Annotated in this window: 16 protein-coding genes; 12 read left to right on the top strand and 4 right to left on the bottom strand. The window is 71.6% G+C overall.

Annotation, left to right across the window (positions count from 1 at the left end; translation table 11 throughout):
- Window positions 1–60 precede the first annotated feature (60 nt).
- On the bottom strand, window positions 61–1,260 hold the full coding sequence (locus tag C3481_RS05405) for a pyridoxal phosphate-dependent aminotransferase (RefSeq protein ID WP_023952099.1): 1,200 nt from the start codon (window positions 1,258–1,260) through the stop codon (window positions 61–63).
- A 94-nt stretch (window positions 1,261–1,354) separates the two neighbouring features.
- On the opposite strand from C3481_RS05405, the gene C3481_RS05400 reads away from it, so the two are divergent.
- The 5 genes from C3481_RS05400 to C3481_RS16500 all read left to right on the top strand — a co-directional run bounded on the left by C3481_RS05400 (window position 1,355) and on the right by C3481_RS16500 (window position 6,063).
- Entirely contained in the window at window positions 1,355–2,236 is an 882-nt protein-coding gene (locus C3481_RS05400) for an ABC transporter ATP-binding protein (protein ID WP_036304649.1), read from the top strand.
- Complete coding sequence (locus tag C3481_RS05395) at window positions 2,233–3,108, top strand: ABC transporter permease (RefSeq protein WP_088380495.1); 876 nt, start codon at window positions 2,233–2,235, stop codon at window positions 3,106–3,108. Before C3481_RS05400 ends, C3481_RS05395 begins: the two co-directional genes overlap by 4 nt.
- Before the next feature lie 16 nt (window positions 3,109–3,124).
- Window positions 3,125–4,327, top strand: coding sequence for a sensor histidine kinase (locus C3481_RS05390; RefSeq protein ID WP_146053621.1), 1,203 nt, complete (start codon window positions 3,125–3,127; stop codon window positions 4,325–4,327).
- Window positions 4,324–4,959, top strand: coding sequence for a response regulator transcription factor (locus C3481_RS05385; protein ID WP_023952091.1), 636 nt, complete (start codon window positions 4,324–4,326; stop codon window positions 4,957–4,959). Before C3481_RS05390 ends, C3481_RS05385 begins: the two co-directional genes overlap by 4 nt.
- Before the next feature lie 177 nt (window positions 4,960–5,136).
- Window positions 5,137–6,063, top strand: coding sequence for a hypothetical protein (locus C3481_RS16500; protein ID WP_181021885.1), 927 nt, complete (start codon window positions 5,137–5,139; stop codon window positions 6,061–6,063).
- A 91-nt stretch (window positions 6,064–6,154) separates the two neighbouring features.
- On the opposite strand, the gene aceB is transcribed toward C3481_RS16500, so the two are convergent.
- The gene (aceB, locus tag C3481_RS05375; protein ID WP_258039085.1) at window positions 6,155–7,717 is read right to left on the bottom strand and encodes a malate synthase A; all 1,563 of its coding nucleotides are present in this window, start codon (window positions 7,715–7,717) and stop codon (window positions 6,155–6,157) included.
- A 197-nt stretch (window positions 7,718–7,914) separates the two neighbouring features.
- Window positions 7,915–9,222 (bottom strand): isocitrate lyase, encoded by a 1,308-nt coding sequence (gene aceA, locus C3481_RS05370; protein WP_023952085.1) that lies wholly within the window; start codon window positions 9,220–9,222, stop codon window positions 7,915–7,917.
- 185 nt (window positions 9,223–9,407) lie between these two features.
- On the opposite strand from aceA, the gene C3481_RS05365 reads away from it, so the two are divergent.
- The gene (locus tag C3481_RS05365) at window positions 9,408–10,838 is read left to right on the top strand and encodes a helix-turn-helix transcriptional regulator (RefSeq protein ID WP_103842027.1); all 1,431 of its coding nucleotides are present in this window, start codon (window positions 9,408–9,410) and stop codon (window positions 10,836–10,838) included.
- A gap of 10 nt (window positions 10,839–10,848) precedes the next feature.
- Here C3481_RS05365 and C3481_RS05360 read toward each other — a convergent pair whose 3' ends face one another.
- Window positions 10,849–11,505, bottom strand: coding sequence for an amino acid deaminase (locus C3481_RS05360; protein ID WP_258039018.1), 657 nt, complete (start codon window positions 11,503–11,505; stop codon window positions 10,849–10,851).
- A gap of 80 nt (window positions 11,506–11,585) precedes the next feature.
- Here C3481_RS05360 and C3481_RS05355 point away from each other — a divergent pair, with 80 nt between their 5' ends.
- The 6 genes from C3481_RS05355 to C3481_RS05330 are packed head-to-tail and all read left to right on the top strand — an operon-like array spanning window position 11,586 to window position 16,543.
- Window positions 11,586–12,251, top strand: coding sequence for an HAD family hydrolase (locus C3481_RS05355; RefSeq protein WP_023952080.1), 666 nt, complete (start codon window positions 11,586–11,588; stop codon window positions 12,249–12,251).
- A gap of 37 nt (window positions 12,252–12,288) precedes the next feature.
- Window positions 12,289–13,263 (top strand): phosphate/phosphite/phosphonate ABC transporter substrate-binding protein, encoded by a 975-nt coding sequence (locus C3481_RS05350; protein WP_023952079.1) that lies wholly within the window; start codon window positions 12,289–12,291, stop codon window positions 13,261–13,263.
- Window positions 13,260–14,078, top strand: a complete 819-nt coding sequence (phnC, locus tag C3481_RS05345) for a phosphonate ABC transporter ATP-binding protein (RefSeq protein ID WP_023952078.1) — start codon at window positions 13,260–13,262, stop codon at window positions 14,076–14,078. The genes C3481_RS05350 and phnC overlap by 4 nt, the downstream gene beginning before the upstream one ends.
- Entirely contained in the window at window positions 14,075–14,875 is an 801-nt protein-coding gene (gene phnE / locus C3481_RS05340; RefSeq protein WP_103841079.1) for a phosphonate ABC transporter, permease protein PhnE, read from the top strand. The genes phnC and phnE (C3481_RS05340) overlap by 4 nt, the downstream gene beginning before the upstream one ends.
- Window positions 14,872–15,705, top strand: coding sequence for a phosphonate ABC transporter, permease protein PhnE (phnE, locus tag C3481_RS05335; RefSeq protein WP_103841077.1), 834 nt, complete (start codon window positions 14,872–14,874; stop codon window positions 15,703–15,705). The genes phnE (C3481_RS05340) and phnE (C3481_RS05335) overlap by 4 nt, the downstream gene beginning before the upstream one ends.
- On the top strand, window positions 15,695–16,543 hold the full coding sequence (locus C3481_RS05330) for a MurR/RpiR family transcriptional regulator (protein WP_023952072.1): 849 nt from the start codon (window positions 15,695–15,697) through the stop codon (window positions 16,541–16,543). The genes phnE (C3481_RS05335) and C3481_RS05330 overlap by 11 nt, the downstream gene beginning before the upstream one ends.
- Window positions 16,544–16,643 lie beyond the last annotated feature (100 nt).

Here is a 16,643-nt window from a genome sequence, read left to right as displayed (position 1 = left end):
CGGATGCGGGCGTGCCCTGATCCGCGTTTCTTGGCGAGTCGACGGGGGAACGAGAGGGGGTTAGGAGAAGAGGCGCTGGAGGCGCTGGATGCCTTCGAGCAGCTGCTCGTCGCCGAGCGCGTACGACAGGCGCAGGTAGCCCGACGGACCGAACGCCTCGCCGGGTACGACGGCGACCTCGGCCTGCTCGAGGATCAGGTCGGCGAGCTCGAGGCTCGTGTTCGCCTCCACCCCGCCCCACGAGCGTCCGAGCAGACCGGTGACGTCGGGGTAGACGTAGAACGCCCCGAGGGGGTTGGGAACCTCGACGCCGGGGATCTTCGCGAGCTCCTCGACGATCAGGCGGCGCCGACGGTCGAAGGCCAGGCGCATCTCCTCGGCCTCGGTCTGCGGCCCGGTGAGTGCGGCGAGGGCCGCGCGCTGCGCGACGTTGTTGACGTTCGAGCTGAGGTGCGACTGCAGGTTGCCGGCGAGCTTCATGGCGTCGGCGGGACCGACCATCCAGCCCACGCGCCATCCGGTCATGGCGTAGGTCTTGGCGACACCGTTGACCAGGATCGTCTGACCCGCGAGCTCGGGGACGGCCTCGACGATCGAGACGGCGCGGGCGCCCTCGTAGACGAGGTTCTGGTAGATCTCGTCGCTGATGACCCAGATCCCGTGCTCGAGCGCCCACTGGCCGATCGCGGCGGTCTCCTCGGGCGTGTACACCGAGCCGGTGGGGTTCGAGGGCGAGACGAAGACGAGCACGGTGGTGCGCTCGGTGCGCGCGGCCTCGAGCTGCTCGACGGTGACCTTGTACTCCTGGTCCGCGCCGGCGAAGACCTCGACCGGGATGCCGTCGGCGAGGGCGATCGCTTCGGGGTACGTCGTCCAGTAGGGGGCGGGCAGCAGCACCTCGTCGCCGGGGTTCACGACGGTCTGGAAGGCCTGATACACCGACTGCTTGCCGCCGTTGGTGACGATGACCTGCGAGGGCTGCACCTCGAGGCCCGAGTCGCGCAGCGTCTTGGCGGCGATGGCCTCGCGCAGCACGGGGAGGCCCGCGGCCGGGGTGTACCGGTAGTTGGCGGGGTCGGCGAGAGCATGCTGAGCGGCCTCGACGATGAACTGCGGCGTCGAGAAATCGGGCTCACCCGCCGCGTACGAAATGACCGGCCGGCCGGCGGCCTGCAGGGCCTTGGCCTTCGCGTCGACCTTGAGGGTCGCCGACTCGGCGATGGCGGAGAGCTTGCGGGACAGCGGTGCGCGTTCGGTCACCCTTCGAGAGTAGCGGCGCGGTCCACCGAATGGTGGACGGGGATCGACCGGATGACCCCTGCCGCACGGACGGCGGAACCGGCACGCTGGAGGCATGACCACGAGAGCGAGCGCACCGACCGTCGTGCGCGGCCTGACCAAGAGATACGGCGACGTGACGGCCGTCGACGACGTGAGCTTCGACGTACCCGCCGGCGGCGTGTTCGCGTTCCTCGGGACGAACGGGGCCGGCAAGTCCACGACGATCAGCGCTCTCACGACCGTGATCGAACCGGATGCCGGGCAGCTCGAAGTCGCCGGGCACGACGTGCGCTCCGACGGTGATGCGGTCCGCCGCGCGATCGGCGTCGTCTTCCAGGACTCGCTCCTGGATTCCGCGCTCACCGTCCGTGAGAACCTGACGGTGCGGGCGCGCCCCTACCTCGGTTCGACGGCGGCGATCCGCGAGCGCATCGAGCGCCTCGCCGACATCATCGACCTGGGCGAGTTCATCGACCGGCGCTACGGGCGGCTCTCGGGTGGGCAGCGTCGCCGCGCCGACATCGCCCGCGCGCTGCTCCATGACCCGGAGATCGTCTTCCTCGACGAGCCGACGACGGGACTCGACCCTGCGAGCCGGCAGATGGTGTGGCGGACGATCCACGAGCTGCGCGAGCGCGCCGGCCTGACCGTGTTCCTCACGACCCACTACCTCGAGGAGACCGAAGAGGCCGACCAGGTCTGCATCATCGACCGCGGGCGCATCGTCGCCGACGGCACTCCGGCGCAGCTGCGCGCGCGACACAGCTCCAGCATCCTGTCGCTCGTCACGGCTGACGGAGACGAGCGCATCGCGGTGGCGGATGCCGCCGAGGCCCGCCGCATCCTCGCCGAACGGGGCGACGCGGTGCTCGACTTCGAGTTCCGCCATGGACGCATGGACGACGTCTTCCTGGCGCTGACGGGGCAGGCGGCGACGGGGGAGGCGACGCGATGAAGACCGTGCAGGCGTACGTCGGGCGCAATCTCCGGCTGTTCTACCGAGACCCGCTCGGGGTGTTCTTCTCGCTCACGGGCGCCCTGGTGGTGTTCCTCCTCTACGCCCTCTTCCTCGGCCAGATGCAGGTGGACTCGCTCGCCGCGACGCCGGGGTTCGACGCCGACGCCGCCCGCGACTTCGTCGACTCGTGGATGTTCGCCGGGGTCGTCGCCGTCGCCGCCGTCACGACCCCGCTCGGCGCGCTCTCGACGTTCGTCGAGGATGCCGCGTCCGGACGGTTCCGCGATTTCCTCGTCTCGCCGGTGCGCCGCTCGCAGCTCGTGCTCGGCTATCTCGGGTCGGCGTTCATCATCGGATTGATCACCACGCTGATCGTGCTCGCCGTCGCCCTGGCGTACCTCGGGCTCACCGGGCGGACACTCCCCGACGCCGGGCAGATCACCCGCATCGTGCTGTGGACCGTGCTCTCGGTCGCCGCGTACACCGCCCTCTGGGCGTTCGTGGTGTCGTTCCTCCGCACGAGCGGCTCGTACTCGGGGCTGTCGACGCTCGTGGGAACCCTGACCGGCTTCGTCGCGGGCGCGTACATCCCGGTCGGCTCGTTCCCCGACGCGGTGCGGGATGCCGTCGGCGTCCTCCCGTTCGCGCAGTCGGCGATGCTCGTCCGGCGCGAGTTCGCCGCCGATCCGCTCGATCGCCTCGCGAGCGGGGCACCGGGCGCGGTCGAGGAGCTCAGTCGCATCTACGGCCTCGATCTGCAGGTGGGCACGGCGACGGTGCCGGTCTGGGTTGCGGCCGTCGTGCTGGCCGTCGTGGCCGTGGCGTTCACGGTGCTCGCGGCGGCCCGCATCCGCTCGCGGATCCGCTGAGCGGCAGGATGGTCTCGTGATCAGTCGCAATTGGGTGGATGTCGCCGTCGGTGTCGTGCTCGCCCTCGGCGTCGGCATCCTGGCGGCCGCGGGGGAGGCGGAACGGCTGCCGTGGGCGGTCGCGGGGCTGGTGCTGCTGCTCGCGGCGTATCTGATCGCGCGGCCCTCCGCCGGCGCGGAGGATCCCCGCCGCTTCGCGGTGTTCCTGGCCATCGTGACGGTCTCGATCGCGGCGATGACGTTCGGTGAGGTCTCGCTCGCGACGATGCAGGTCATCGTGTATCCGCTGGTGTGGATCTTCGCTCCGTTGCGCCGTGATGGGGTCGTGGGGTCGCTTTCGGTCGGCGCCGGGATGCTCGTCGGGTACGCCGGCGGCTTCGGTTTCGCGCCCGACGCGCTGCTGGAGGCCGCTGCCGTCGCGGTGCTCTCGGTCGCGTTCTCGATCGCGATGGGGTGGTGGATCTCGGCGATCGCCGCCTACGGCACGGAGCGCGCGCGTCTGCTCGACGAGCTCTCCCGGGCGCAGCAGCAGGTCGAGGCGCTCAGCCGCGACAAGGGCGCGGCCGACGAGCGGGAGCACCTGGCGCGCGAGATCCACGACACCCTCGCGCAGACTCTCGCGGGAATCGTCATGCTCGCCGAACAGGCCGGGCGGCGCTCGCGTGCGGGCGACGTCGACGGTGCCGCCGCGGCTGTCGAGCGCCTCGAGGTGGCCGCTCGCGACGCGCTCGGCGAGGCCCGGGCGATCGTCGCCCGGACCGCGGCCGTGCCGGGCGACCCCGTACTCGGCGCCGCGGTGGAGCGGCTCGCGGAACGCTTCCGCGCCGACACCGGACTCGAGATCTCCGTCGTCGACACGGCATCGGGGGTCGATCGCGAGACGCAGGTGGTCGTCCTGCGCTGCCTGCAGGAGGCGCTTTCGAACGTGCGCAAGCACGCGGGAGCCGCGCGGGTCACGGTGACGCTCGCGGGCGAGGACGACGGCACTCTGAGACTCGTCGTCGAGGACGACGGACGCGGGTTCGACGTCTCCTCCCCGCGCACCGGCTACGGTCTCGACGGCATGAGCGATCGGGTCGCGCTCGCCGGGGGGACCGTCGAGGTCACGGCCGTCCCGGGGGCGGGAACGACGCTCTCCGTCCGCCTCCCCGCGCCCGCCGCGGCGGTGCCGAGTGCTGGCGCGGCGGTGCCGAGTGCCGGCGCGGCGGTGCGCGCATGATCCGTCTGCTCATCGCGGACGATCACCCGATCGTCCGGGCGGGGCTGGCCGGCCTGCTCGCGGACGAGCCCGGCTTCGAGGTGATCGCGGAGGCGGCCGACGGCGACGAGGCCGTCCGGCTCGCCGCCGAGGCGCGACCCGACGTCATCCTCATGGACCTCCGGATGCCGGTGCTCGACGGTGTCGCAGCCACCGCTCGTATCGTGGCAGCGCGCGATGCGGCCGCGGGGCCGCGGGTGCTCATCCTCACGACCTACGAGAGCGACGACCAGATCCTCGCCGCCATCGAAGCCGGAGCCAGCGGATATCTGCTCAAGGCGGCTCCGCGCGAGGAGATCGTGGCGGGGATCCGGTCGGTCGCCGCCGGCCAGTCGGCTCTCTCGCCGGCCGTCGCGGTGCGTCTGGTGGAACGGATGCGGCAGCCCGAGCCGGCGGCATCCGCTCTCACTCCGCGCGAGACCGACGTGCTGCGCCTCGTCGCTGCCGGCCACGGCAACAGGCAGATCGCGGTGCAGCTCGGGATCGGCGAGTCGACCGTCAAGACGCACCTGTTGCGGGTTTACGACAAGCTCGGCGTCGACAGCCGAACCCGCGCCGTGACCCTGGCCCTCGAGCGCGGCCTCCTTCCCTGACCCCCGCCCCACCCCGTCGACTCGCCAGGAAACGTGGGTCCGGCGAGGCCAAGACCCACAGTTCGTGGCGAGTCGACGATCGTTATGGGGTCGTCACGTGCGGGAGCGGGCGCGGTCGTAGCGTGGGAGGGAACGGAGAGAACGGGGCAGGGGAGGGCTGCGGGGATGCGGATAAGGGTGGCTCTGGCCACGGGCTCGGGCACGCTATTGCTTCTCGCGGGGTGCGCGTCGATCCCGCTCGGACCGCCGCCTGTCCGCGAGGTGGCGACCGTGTCCGACACGATGTCGTGCCCGGACCCCATGCTCAACCCGCTTCCCGGCGCCGGTCTCGTCCCTGAGGACTTCGAGGTCGTCGCGGTGCTGGAGTGCGCCGACGGCGTGACGCGTGAGGATGCCGACGGCGTCCTCGCCGGCAACGAGGTGCGGCGCTACGAGGGCGACCTCACGGAATTCCTCGCCGCGATGGCGGCACCGAGCGATCCGGGGCCGGCAGCGGTCTGTCCCGCTATCGGGTACGGCTTCCGCGCGCTCTGGGCGACGGACGCGGCGGGCCGCTTCGTGCCGATGTCGTTCCCCCTGACGGCGTGCGGCGGACCCAAGGAGGACGAACCATTCGCCGCCCTGGCTCGGCTCGAGATCGTCGACCGAGCCTTCTCAGCAGCGGGGCGCGTCGAACTGCACGACGCGACGGCGGCAGGCTGCGCGACGCGCGCGGGCGTGGCGCCGCTCAACGTCCTCGGGTGGGCTCCGACGGAGACGCAACCGCCGGCCGACGTCGCAGGCGCCCTGGTGTGCGTCTATCAGGCCGAAGCCCCGGCCAGCACGCCGACCGTCGTCGGCGATGGGGGCCTGTTCGCGGCGGCCTTCTCGCTCGACGCCGACGACGCCGCGGCGGTTCTCGAAGCCGCGGCTGCTCCGCCTGCAGGCGTGGAGTGCGCCGAGACGGCATCCCGTCTCGTCGTCGTCCACCCGGACGTCACGGCCGCCGCGGTCAGCGCGCCTCGCACTGTGACCGTCGAGCTCGACGGTTGTCAGCGCATCGTCGGCACCGACTTGCAGACTCGCTCCGCCCCTCCGGCTCTGATCCCCCTCCTGTCCCCCTGACCCCGCCCGGACCCCGTCGACTCGCCAGAAAACGTGGGTCCGGCGGGACCAGGACCCGCAGTTCGTGGCGAGTCGACGGGGGTGAGGGACCTCAGAGGTACTTCGCGTAGGCGGGGAGGGTCAAAAACGCGGGGAAGTCCGAGCCGAGCGCGACCTCGCGGAACAGGGCCGCGGCGTCGTCGAAGCGGTCGCCGTCGCGGCGGTCGACCTCGGCGAGGACCTCGTCGACCAGTGCATCGACCCAGGCGCGGGTGATCGGCGTGCCGTCATCCGTCGTGCGGTCCTGGTGGATCCACTGCCAGATCTGCGAGCGGCTGATCTCGGCTGTGGCGGCATCCTCCATCAGGTCGTCGATCGCGACCGCGCCGATCCCGCGCAGCCAGGCCTCGAGGTAGCGCACGGCGACGGACACGTTCGCGCGCACCCCGGCGGTCGTGATCGGCAGGCCGATGTGGCAGTCGATGAGTTCGGACGCCGCGACCGCGACGTCGTCGCGCTGGCGTTCGAGCTGATTCGGACGGTCGCCGAGCACGGCGTCGAACTCGGCGCGCGCGATCGGGATGAGGTCGGGGTGCGCGACCCACGTGCCGTCGAAACCGTCGCCGGCCTCGCGACGCTTGTCGGCGGCGACCTTCTCGAAGGCGGCGCGCGTGACCTCGGGGTTCCGCCGGTTGGGGATGAAGGCGCTCATTCCGCCGATCGCGTGCGCGCCCCTGCGGTGGCAGGTCTTCACGAGCAGCTCGGTGTACGCGCGCATGAACGGCACCGTCATCGTGACCGCGCTGCGGTCGGGCAGGACGAACCGGGCGCCGCGTCCGCGGTAGTTCTTGATCATCGAGAAGATGTAGTCCCACCGTCCGGCGTTCAGGCCCGCGCAGTGGTCGCGGAGGGCGAAGAGGATCTCGTCCATCTCGAAGGCCGCAGGCAGCGTCTCGATCAGCACGGTCGCGCGGATGGTGCCGTGAGGCAGTCCGAGCCGGCGCTCGGTGAACGAGAAGACGTCGTCCCACAGCTGCGCCTCCTCGCTCGACTCGAGCTTGGCGAGGTAGAAGTACGGCCCACGGCCGCTCTCGACGAGTCGGACGGCGTTGTGGAACGCGTACAGGCCGAAGTCGACGAGCGAGCCGGATGCGTCGAGGGTGCGCCCCGTGCGGTCGGTGTAGGCGAGGTGCTTCTCGGTGAGATGCCAGCCGCGCGGGCGCATGACGATCGTCGGGGTGCGCTCGGTGGTGACGGTGTACCGCCGCCCGTCGGGGCCGGTGTGCTCCAGCTCGCCGCGGATCGCGTCGCGCAGCGACAGCTGCCCGCCGATGACGTTGCGCCAGGTCGGCGAGGTGGCGTCCTCCTGATCGGCGAGCCACACCCGGGCGCCCGAGTTCAGGGCATTGATCGTCATCTTGGGGTCGGTGGGTCCCGTGATCTCCACGCGGCGGTCCTCGAGGCCCGGCCCCGCGCCCGCGACGCGCCACGTGTCGTCCTCGCGGATGTGCGCGGTGTCGCTGCGGAAGGCGGGGTCGGCGCCGTTGCCGATCTCGAAGCGGCGCCGCATCCGGTCGGCGAGGCGGTCGTGCCGTCGCCCCGCGAACCGGTCGTGCAGTGTCGTGACGAAGTCGAGGGCATCGCGCGTGAGGATCTCGTCGAAGCGCGGGTGCATCTCGCCGCGCACCGCGATCGCGGGTTCGTGGGTCTGCACCGCGACGGGGCCCGTCCAGGTGCGTCGCCGGGTCTGGGTGGCTGTCTGTGTCATGGTCATGTTCTCGTCTCCGGTCTTGAGGGCGTCGAGTCGCCAGAGAATGCGGATGCCGGGGGTGCCGGACCGGCACTTCTTGGCGACTCGACGGGTGAAGGGGGTCAGAACTGGGATGCCTCGGTCGATCCGGCCAAGGCGAGGGTGGCGCTGTCGGGGTTGAGCGCCGTCGAGAGGGCGTCGAAGTAGCCGGTGCCTGCTTCACGCTGGTGGCGGGTGGCGGTGTAGCCGTGCGTCTCGGCGTCGAACTCCGCCTGCTGCAGCTCGACGTACGCGCTCATCGCGCGGTCGGCGTAGCCACGGGCGAGATCGAACATCGAGTGGTTGAGGGCGTGGAATCCGGCCAGGGTGATGAACTGGAACCGGTAGCCCAGTTCGGCCAGCTCCGCCTGGAACGTCGCGATCTGCGCGTCGCTGAGGTGCCGCTTCCAGTTGAAGCTCGGCGAGCAGTTGTACGCGAGCAGCTTGCCGGGATGCTCGGCGTGAACGGCCGCGGCGAACTCGCGCGCCAGCTCGATGTCGGGCTCGCCGGTCTCGACCCACAGCAGGTCGGCGAAGGGCGCGAACGCGAGGCCGCGAGCGATGACCGGGTCGATCCCGGCGCGGGTGCGGTAGAAGCCCTCGCTCGTGCGCTCGCCGGTGAGGAAAGGGCGATCGCGCTCGTCGACGTCGCTCGTGATGAGGTCGGCGCCCAGCGCGTCGGTCCGCGCGATGACGATCGCGGGCACGCCCGCGACATCTCCGGCCAGCCGCGCGGCGTTGAGCGTGCGGATGTGCTGGGCCGTCGGCACCAGCACCTTGCCGCCGAGGTGGCCGCACTTCTTCTCGCTCGCGAGCTGGTCTTCCCAGTGAGTCCCGGCGGCACCGGCGGCGATCAGGGATGCCGCGAGCTCGTAGGCGTTCAGCGGACCGCCGAACCCGGCCTCGCCGTCGGCGACGATCGGGGCGAGCCAGTCGCGGGTGCGGCCGCCCTCGGCGTGCTCGATCTGGTCCTGCCGCAGCAGCGCGTTGGTGATGCGCCGCACGACGGCGGGCACGGAGTTGGCGGGGTAGAGGCTCTGGTCGGGGTAGGTCTGCCCGGCGAGGTTCGCGTCGGCGGCGACCTGCCAGCCGGACAGGTAGATCGCCTTCAGGCCGGCGCGCACCTGCTGGACGGCCTGGCCGCCCGTGTAGGCGCCGAGGGCACGGACGTACTCCTCGGTGTGGAGCAGGTTCCACAGCGACTCGGCACCGCGGCGGGCGAGCGTGGCGTCCTCGCGCACGGAACCTCGCAGCCGGATGACGTCGGCGGCGCGGTACGTGCGCTCGATGCCGTCCCAGCGGGGGTCGGTCTGCCACAGCTCCTCGAGCTCGGCAGCGGTCTGAACCTGGTCGCCGGGCCGCAGCGGACCCGGAGCGGGAATCGTGGTCATCTCGGTCTCCTTCGTCAGAACGGGCGGCTCTGCCCGTCGTGGAGACCACTGTGGGCGAACTAACCCGCGCGGTACGGTCGGATTCGAGGAGAAGATCGGCCGATCTTCTGCTTTCGTGACAGAATCCCGCCATGACGCGCAAGGATGCCGTCGCCGCCGCAGGGGTGGCGCTCGACGATGAGGACATGGACGCCTTCACGATCGGCCGGCGCATCCGGCAGATCCGCACCGGGCGAGGGATGACCCTCGACGACCTCGCCGCGGCCGTCGGGCGCGCGCCGAGCCAGCTCTCGATGATCGAGAACGGTCGCCGCGAGCCGAAGCTCTCGCTGCTCCGCACGATCGCCCGCGCCCTCGGCACCTCGCTCGACGCGCTTCTCGAGTCCGAGGAGCTCGATCCCCGTGCGGCCCTCGAGATCGAGGTCGCCCGGGCGATGACCGGGCCGACGTTCCGGAGCGCCGGGGTCACGCCGTTCCGCATCCCGCGCGCCGTGCCCGACGAGGTGCTGCGCGCCCTTCTCGCACTGCAGGGTGAGATCGAGCGGTTGCACGACGAACGCGCCGCGACCCCCGAGGAGGCGCGGCGCGCGAACGTCGCCCTGCGGCGCCTCATGCGCACGCAGAACAACTACTTCCCCGAGCTGGAGCAGCAGGCGCGGGAGCTGCTGGCGGCGGTCGGGCACCCGGGCGGGCCGCTGACGCAGCGCACCGCGAGCGACATCGCGGGGCACCTCGGGTTCAGCATCCACTACGTCGCGGATCTGCCGCAGACGACCCGCAGCGTCGCCGACCTCGCCCACGGGAGGCTCTATCTGTCGAGCCGCCTCGCTGCCGCGACCCCCGCCGATCCGCGGACAGCCGTGCTGCAGGCGCTGTCGAGCCGCATCCTCGGTCACACCGAGCCGGTCAGCTACGACGAGTTCCTCCGGCAGCGGGTGGAGACCAACTACCTCACCGGCGCACTGCTGATCCCCGAGGCGGATGCTGTGCCCGCCCTGCGCGACGCGAAGGAGCGGCGGGCGATCTCGATCGAAGACCTGCGCGACGCGTACTCGGTGTCGTACGAGACCGCCGCGCACCGCTTCACGAACCTCGCGACCGAGCACCTCGGCATCGCGGTGCACTTCCTCAAGGTTCACGAGTCGGGGACGATCACGAAGGCGTACGAGAACGACGACGTCGACTTCCCGACCGACCGCCTCGGCGCCATCGAGGGGCAGCTGTGCTGCCGGGAGTGGACGAGCCGGGCGGTCTTCGACGTCGACGACCGCTTCAACCCTTACTACCAGTACACCGATACCGGCAACGGGACCTACTGGTGCACGGCTCGCGTCGAGCATTCGAGCGAGGGGGCGCACTCGGTCAGCGTCGGCGTGCGTTTCGACGACACGAAGTGGTTCCTCGGCCGCGACACACCTCACCGCGGGGTGTCGCGGCACTCGGTCGACGTGTGCTGCCGACGTGCGCCGGCGGGCCTCGAGGAGCGGTGGCGCGCCGCCGCCTGGCCGAACGTGAAGACGCCGCGCACCCTGCTGGCGACGCTGCCGACGGGCGCCTTCCCGGGCGTCGACACGACCGATCTCTACGCGTTCCTGGAGGCGCACGCCCCGTCCTGACCGGCGGGAGTCAGGGGGCGGCGTTCCAGCGGGGGCGGGAGGGGGCGCCGGGGGTGGGCGCGGCCGCGTCGATCGCGGTCAGGACGGCGGCGGCGTCGGCGACGGGAAAGGTCGTCACCAGGCGGATGCCGTCCTCGGTGACGCGCGCGTACACGAGCGCCGCGCGACCTGCGGATGCGGACAGGGCGGTGACATACTCGCCGCCGGCCTCGGTACGCGAAGCTGCGGGGGAGCGGAGCAGGCCGGTCGCCGCACCCGTGACCCGTTCGAGCAGCGTCGGCCCGTCGCTCCAGGGCGCGAAGGCGTCGTCGGCGAGCCCGAAGGCGCGGGCGAGCTCGGGGCCGAGCCAGCGATCGCGCTTCAGGCCGTACGGGGTCGGAGTGAGCGACAGCAGGTAGCCGTACACGTGGAGCACGCCGGCGTTCCCGACCGGCCAGGCGCTCGGCTCGCCGGCGAGATCGTGCAGCCGGTCGAAGACCGCGCGGTCGAGCACGGGATCGCCGACGTTCTCGTCGATGATGGTCGACCGCGACCAGCGCGCGAAGCGACCGGATGCCGCATCCTCGGCGATCGATCGCGAGAGCCACGGGATCGCGTCGAACGCCTGCCTCGCATCGCCGGACGCAGAGGTCACGGCCGCCGCATCGAGTCGTCGGATCTCGTTCATCCGCAGTTCATCGACTGTGGGATTTATGTCCACGTGTGCACCTAACGATGGACGAAGCGTCCACTCAGAAAGTCCGATCCGTGCCGAACCCTGCTCTCATCATCTTCGATTTCGACGGAACCGTCGCCCTCGGCGACGGGCCGGTGCTCGCCTACGCGCGTGCCGCCGCCACTGCCTCCGCCGCGCCGGATCGGTTCCTCGCCCGGGTCGACGATGGGCTGCGCGGCCGACCCACCGGACGCGGAGCGCCGCTCGACGCGTACGACGTCATCCGCCTCGTGGCCGAGGACGCGGGGGTCGGTGCCGAGGCGCTGTCGCGTGCCTACCTCGACAGTCGGGCGCTGCTGGGGACCGATCTCGCCCCCGTCGAGGCGCCGGTCGGGCTCGCAGCGGCGGCCACGCGGCTGCCGGCCGAGTGCGTACTCGTCACCAACGCCCCGGCGATCCGCGTGACCGAGACGCTCGACGCGCTGGGGCTCGGCGACGCCTTCGCGCGCATCGTCACCGACGCGGGCAAGCCCGCCGGGCTCGAACGGCTGCTCGACGCGCCCGAGGTCCGCGACCGCCGGGTGCTCGCGGTCGGCGACATCTGGCGGAATGACCTCGAGCCCGCGCACCGGCGCGGACACGACACCGCGCTCGTCGGCCCGTGGACGGATGCCGCGGCATCCCCGACCTTCTACGCCGACACGCTCACCGAACTGCTGCCGCGCATCGAAGCGTGGGCCGCGGCATCCGCCCCCTGACCCCGAACATCCACCCCTCACCCGAAGGACACCACTCATGCGCACCACCCGTCTCCTCGCCGCCGCGGCCGTCAGCGCGGTCGCCGCGATCGCCCTTGCCGGCTGCGCGGGCTCGCCCGCTGCCGGCGACTCACCCGAGGCCGCCGCCGACCCGACGTCGCTCGTGCTCGCGCTCGTCCCTTCGCAGGACCAGAACGGGCTCGTCGAGACCGCGGCTCCGCTCACCGACTACTTGAGCGACGAGCTCGGCATCGAGGTCACCGGTGTGGTCTCGAAGGACTACCAGGCCGCGGTCGAGGCGATGGGCGCCGGTCAGGCGCAGATCGGGTTCCTCCCGTCGCTGCAGCTGTGGCAGGCCAACGACATGTACGGCGCTGACGTCGTGCTGCAGACCGAGCGCAACGGCAACATCAGCTACCCCGCGCAGTTCATGACGAACAACCCCGACAAGTACTGCGACGACGCTCCCGTCGAGCGCGACGGGATGCTCTTCTGCAACGGTGCCGACGCGATGACGGGCCCCGCGGGCCTGGACTCGATCACCAAGGTGAAGGGTGCGAAGGTCGCCGTGCTCGGGCCCGGGTCGCCCGCCGGCTACATCTACCCGATCCTCGCTCTGCAGGAGGCCGGGCTCGACACCGACAGCGACATCGATCAGCTGCCCGTGACCGCGAACGACGCGTCCGTGCTCGCCGTCTACAACGGCGACGCCGAAGTCGGGTTCAGCTTCTGGGACGCGCGCACGATCGTGAAGAAGGACACCCCGGATGTCGGGCAGAAGGTCGTCGTGTTCGCCATGACCGAGGAGATCCCCAACGATGGTGTCGCGCTGAGCGCGGACCTCTCGCCCGAGCTGCGCGAGCGCATCGCCACCGCGCTCGAGGACTTCTCGAACACCCCGGAGGGCTCGGAGGTGCTCCAGAGCATCTACTCGATCACCAAGCTCGCGCCCGCCGACGCGTCGTCGCTCGACGTCGTCGCTCGCGCCGCGCAGGCGCTCGGCCTGCAGTGACCGACACCACTGCACGCGATGCCGGGGCCTCGGTCCCGGCATCGCCGTCCGGCATCCGGCTGCACGACGTCACGGTTCGCTACCCGAACGGCACCCTCGGCCTGCGCGGGGTCTCCCTCGAGATCGGTGCGGGCGAGATGGTCGCCGTCGTCGGCCTCTCGGGGTCGGGGAAGTCGACGCTCATCCGCACGATCAACGGCCTCGTCCCCGTGACCTCGGGCGTGCTGGAGGTCGGCGGTGTGCGCGTCGACACGGCCCGCGGGCGCGAGCTGCGCCGGCTGCGGGGCGACATCGGGATGGTGTTCCAGGGCTTCAACCTCGCCGGTCGCACGAGCGTCCTCAACAACGTCCTCGTCGGCCGCCTCGCCCATACCCCGGTGTGGCGCACCCTGCTGGGCGCCTACCGGTCGGAAGACCGTCGCCTCGCGTTCGAGGCGCTCGATCGCGTCGGGATGCTGCCGCGGGTCTGGGATCGCGCCGCCGCTCTCTCGGGCGGTCAGCAGCAGCGCGTCGCGATCGCCCGCGCCCTCGCCCAGCAGCCGCGCATCGTCCTGGCCGATGAGCCGGTCGCGAGCCTCGACCCGCCCACCGCGCACGGAGTGATGAAAGACCTCCAGCGCATCAACACCGAGCTCGGCATCACGGTGCTGGTGAACCTGCACCTGCTCGACCTGGCGCGCACCTACGGCGTGCGGCTGATCGGGATGCGGGCGGGCGAGGTCGTCTACGACGGCTCGGCAGCGGAGGCATCCGACGCGGACTTCGCCGGCATCTACGGGCGATCGCTGACGGCCGAAGACCGGCTCGACGCATGAGTGCGCCCGCACTCGTCGTCCCGCCGCGCCCCCGCGGACGCGCGGTGCCCTGGCTGATCGCGGGGATCGTCGCCGCGATCACCGTGGTCACCTGCCTCCCGGGAATCGGCGTCGGCCTCGACCTGTCGGGCATCGCGCGCAACTGGCAGCACGGAGCCGACAAGGTGCTCGGGTTGCTGCAGCCGGACTGGTCGTTCTTCCCGCGCACCATCGGTCCGTTGCTGGAGACGCTCCAGATGGCGGTGATCGGCACCGCGGTGGGGGCCGCGCTGTCGCTGCCGCTGAGTCTGTGGGCGGCTCGGCCGACCAACCCGAATCCGGTACTGCGGGGTGCGGTCCGCGCGATGCTCAACATCGTCCGGAGCGTTCCCGACCTGCTCTCGGCGGCGATCCTGGTGGCGATGGTCGGGGTGGGCGCGCTGCCCGGCATCCTCGCCCTCGTGCTCTTCAACGTCGGCATCATCGTCAAGCTCGTCTCCGAGCAGATCGACGCGATGGACACGGGCCCCCTCGAAGCGGGCCGCGCCGCGGGCGGGACGCAGCTTCAGATCAACCACGCCCTCGCCCTGCCCGACACCTGGCCCGCGTTCGCGGCGCAGACGCTGTACGTCCTCGAGCTCAACGTCCGCGCCTCGACCGTCCTGGGGCTCGTCGGCGCCGGCGGCATGGGTCTCATCATCGACGCCGTGCGCACCTACTACCGATACGACCAGCTGTCGCTCATCATCCTGGAGATCCTCGTCGTCGTGCTCGTCATTGACGCAGCCAGCTCCGCTCTCCGCCGGAGGCTCGCATGACCGCTCCCGTCCTCACCGGGCCGCCCCGGGCATCGGAAGGCGCCGTGCCGGCACGCCCGCGTCGGCTCGTGCGCAATCTCATCGCCGCCGCCGTGACGGTCGTCGTCATCCTGGCGTTCTGGTCGGTCGACATCACCTGGTCGCGGCTGGCCGACCTGCCCGCCGAGCTCGTGCGGTACGGCTGGCTCATGTTCTCGTCGCCGACGTGGGAGAAGCTGCCCGACGCCCTGTGGCAGACGTGGCAGAGCGTCCAGATGGCGTGGGTCGGGACCGTGCTCGGCGTCATCGTGGCCACACCGCTCAGTCTGGTGGCGGCCCGGGGCCTCGGTCCGGCGTGGCTGCGCTCGATCCTGCGGTTCGTGTTCTCGACGATCCGCGCCGTTCCCGAGATCATCTTCGCGATCATCATCCTCTCGATGACCGGGCTCACGCCGCTCACGGGGGCGCTCGCCCTCGCCGTGAACGGCATCGGCACCCTCGGCAAGTGGGGGTACGAAGCCGTCGAAGCCGTCCCCGCCGGACCCATCGAAGCGGCGCGAGCGGCCGGCGGCAGCCCGGCGCAGGTGCTGCGATGGGGCGTGTGGCCGCAGGCGACCCCGGTGTTCCTGTCGTTCTGGCTCTACCGCTTCGAGATCAACGTGCGCTCGTCGGCCGTCCTCGGACTCATCGGCGTCGGCGGGATCGGCGACATGCTGACGACCTACACCCAGTACCGTGAGTGGTCGACGGTGGGGATGCTGCTGATCGTCGTGATCGTCGTCACGATGGCGATCGACGGCATCTCGGGCCGCATCCGCCGACGGATCATGGAGGGCGCACGTGTCCGGTAACGCTCCGCCGACCGTGCGCATCCAGGCGCTCCGCAACGGGCTGCAGCCGACCGAGCGCCGCGTCGCGGACGTGATCCTCGACGCGCCCGAGGTCGTCGTCGAACTCACCGCGCAGCAGCTGGCCGATCGAGCGGGGGTCGCCCGTTCGTCGGTCGTCCGCGCCTGTCAGACGTTCGGGTTCCGCGGCTATCCGCAGCTGCGGGTCGCGCTCGCCGCCGAGCTCGGAGCGGTCGCGCCGGCGGCATCCGACCACGGTGACGGGGCGCTCGGGCGCGTGCGCAGGTCGATCGATCGAGCCGCGGCGGCGCTGCCGGCGTCGACGAGTCTGCTCGACGCCGACGAGGTCGAGCGAGCGGTGACGGCTGTCGTCGGTGCCGGGAGGCTGCTGGTCGTCGCCAACGGACTCTCGTCGCCGGTCGCGAGCGATCTCGCGATGCGCCTGACCGCCGTGGGGCGGCCCGCCGAGGTGATCGCCGACGTCATCGCGCAGCAGATCTCCGCTCGGCAGCTCGGCAGTCGTGACGTCTGCATCGTCGTGAGCGGCTCGGGCGCGAACGAGGCGAGTCTGCGGGCCGCGGCGGCGGCCGCCAGCGGGGGAGCCGTCGTGATCGCGATCACCTCGTTCGCGGCATCCCCGCTCGTCGAGCGCGCCACGCACGCCCTCGTCATCGCGCCTGCCGGGACGAGCTTCCGCGACGAGCTCGAGCACACGTCGCGCGCCGCACACGCGCTGTTCGTCGAGGCGCTCGCCGACGAGGTGGCCGCGCGCCTGCCCGGCGGGGCGAGCGCCGTGCGCGCGCAGGTGCTCGAGGTCCTCTCCGACAACCTCGGCGCCTGACCCCTCGCCCCCTTCTCCCCGTCGACTCGCCAGAAACTGCGGATGCGGCGGGGCCCGGATCCGCATTCCGTGGCGAGTCGACGGGAAGAGGCGGGGGGTC

Origin of the sequence: Microbacterium sp. Ru50, assembly GCF_002920555.1 — a bacterium.
Classification (GTDB): domain Bacteria; phylum Actinomycetota; class Actinomycetes; order Actinomycetales; family Microbacteriaceae; genus Microbacterium; species Microbacterium arborescens.
This window is presented reverse-complemented; position numbering and strand designations above follow the sequence as displayed.

What these genes read in the sequence shown, in the direction of transcription:
- aceA (WP_023952085.1), bottom strand. Translation starts at nt 9,222, where the DNA reads ATGACCACGATTCCCGCTCCGGGTCCGCTGCGGCCCGGCGACCAGGTT.
- C3481_RS05360 (WP_258039018.1), bottom strand. Translation starts at nt 11,505, where the DNA reads ATGAACGAGATCCGACGACTCGATGCGGCGGCCGTGACCTCTGCGTCC.
- aceB (WP_258039085.1), bottom strand. Translation starts at nt 7,717, where the DNA reads ATGCACCCGCGCTTCGACGAGATCCTCACGCGCGATGCCCTCGACTTC.
- C3481_RS05385 (WP_023952091.1), top strand. Translation starts at nt 4,324, where the DNA reads ATGATCCGTCTGCTCATCGCGGACGATCACCCGATCGTCCGGGCGGGG.
- phnE (WP_103841079.1), top strand. Translation starts at nt 14,075, where the DNA reads ATGAGTGCGCCCGCACTCGTCGTCCCGCCGCGCCCCCGCGGACGCGCG.
- C3481_RS05400 (WP_036304649.1), top strand. Translation starts at nt 1,355, where the DNA reads ATGACCACGAGAGCGAGCGCACCGACCGTCGTGCGCGGCCTGACCAAG.
- C3481_RS05395 (WP_088380495.1), top strand. Translation starts at nt 2,233, where the DNA reads ATGAAGACCGTGCAGGCGTACGTCGGGCGCAATCTCCGGCTGTTCTAC.
- C3481_RS05365 (WP_103842027.1), top strand. Translation starts at nt 9,408, where the DNA reads ATGGACGCCTTCACGATCGGCCGGCGCATCCGGCAGATCCGCACCGGG.
- C3481_RS05350 (WP_023952079.1), top strand. Translation starts at nt 12,289, where the DNA reads ATGCGCACCACCCGTCTCCTCGCCGCCGCGGCCGTCAGCGCGGTCGCC.
- phnE (WP_103841077.1), top strand. Translation starts at nt 14,872, where the DNA reads ATGACCGCTCCCGTCCTCACCGGGCCGCCCCGGGCATCGGAAGGCGCC.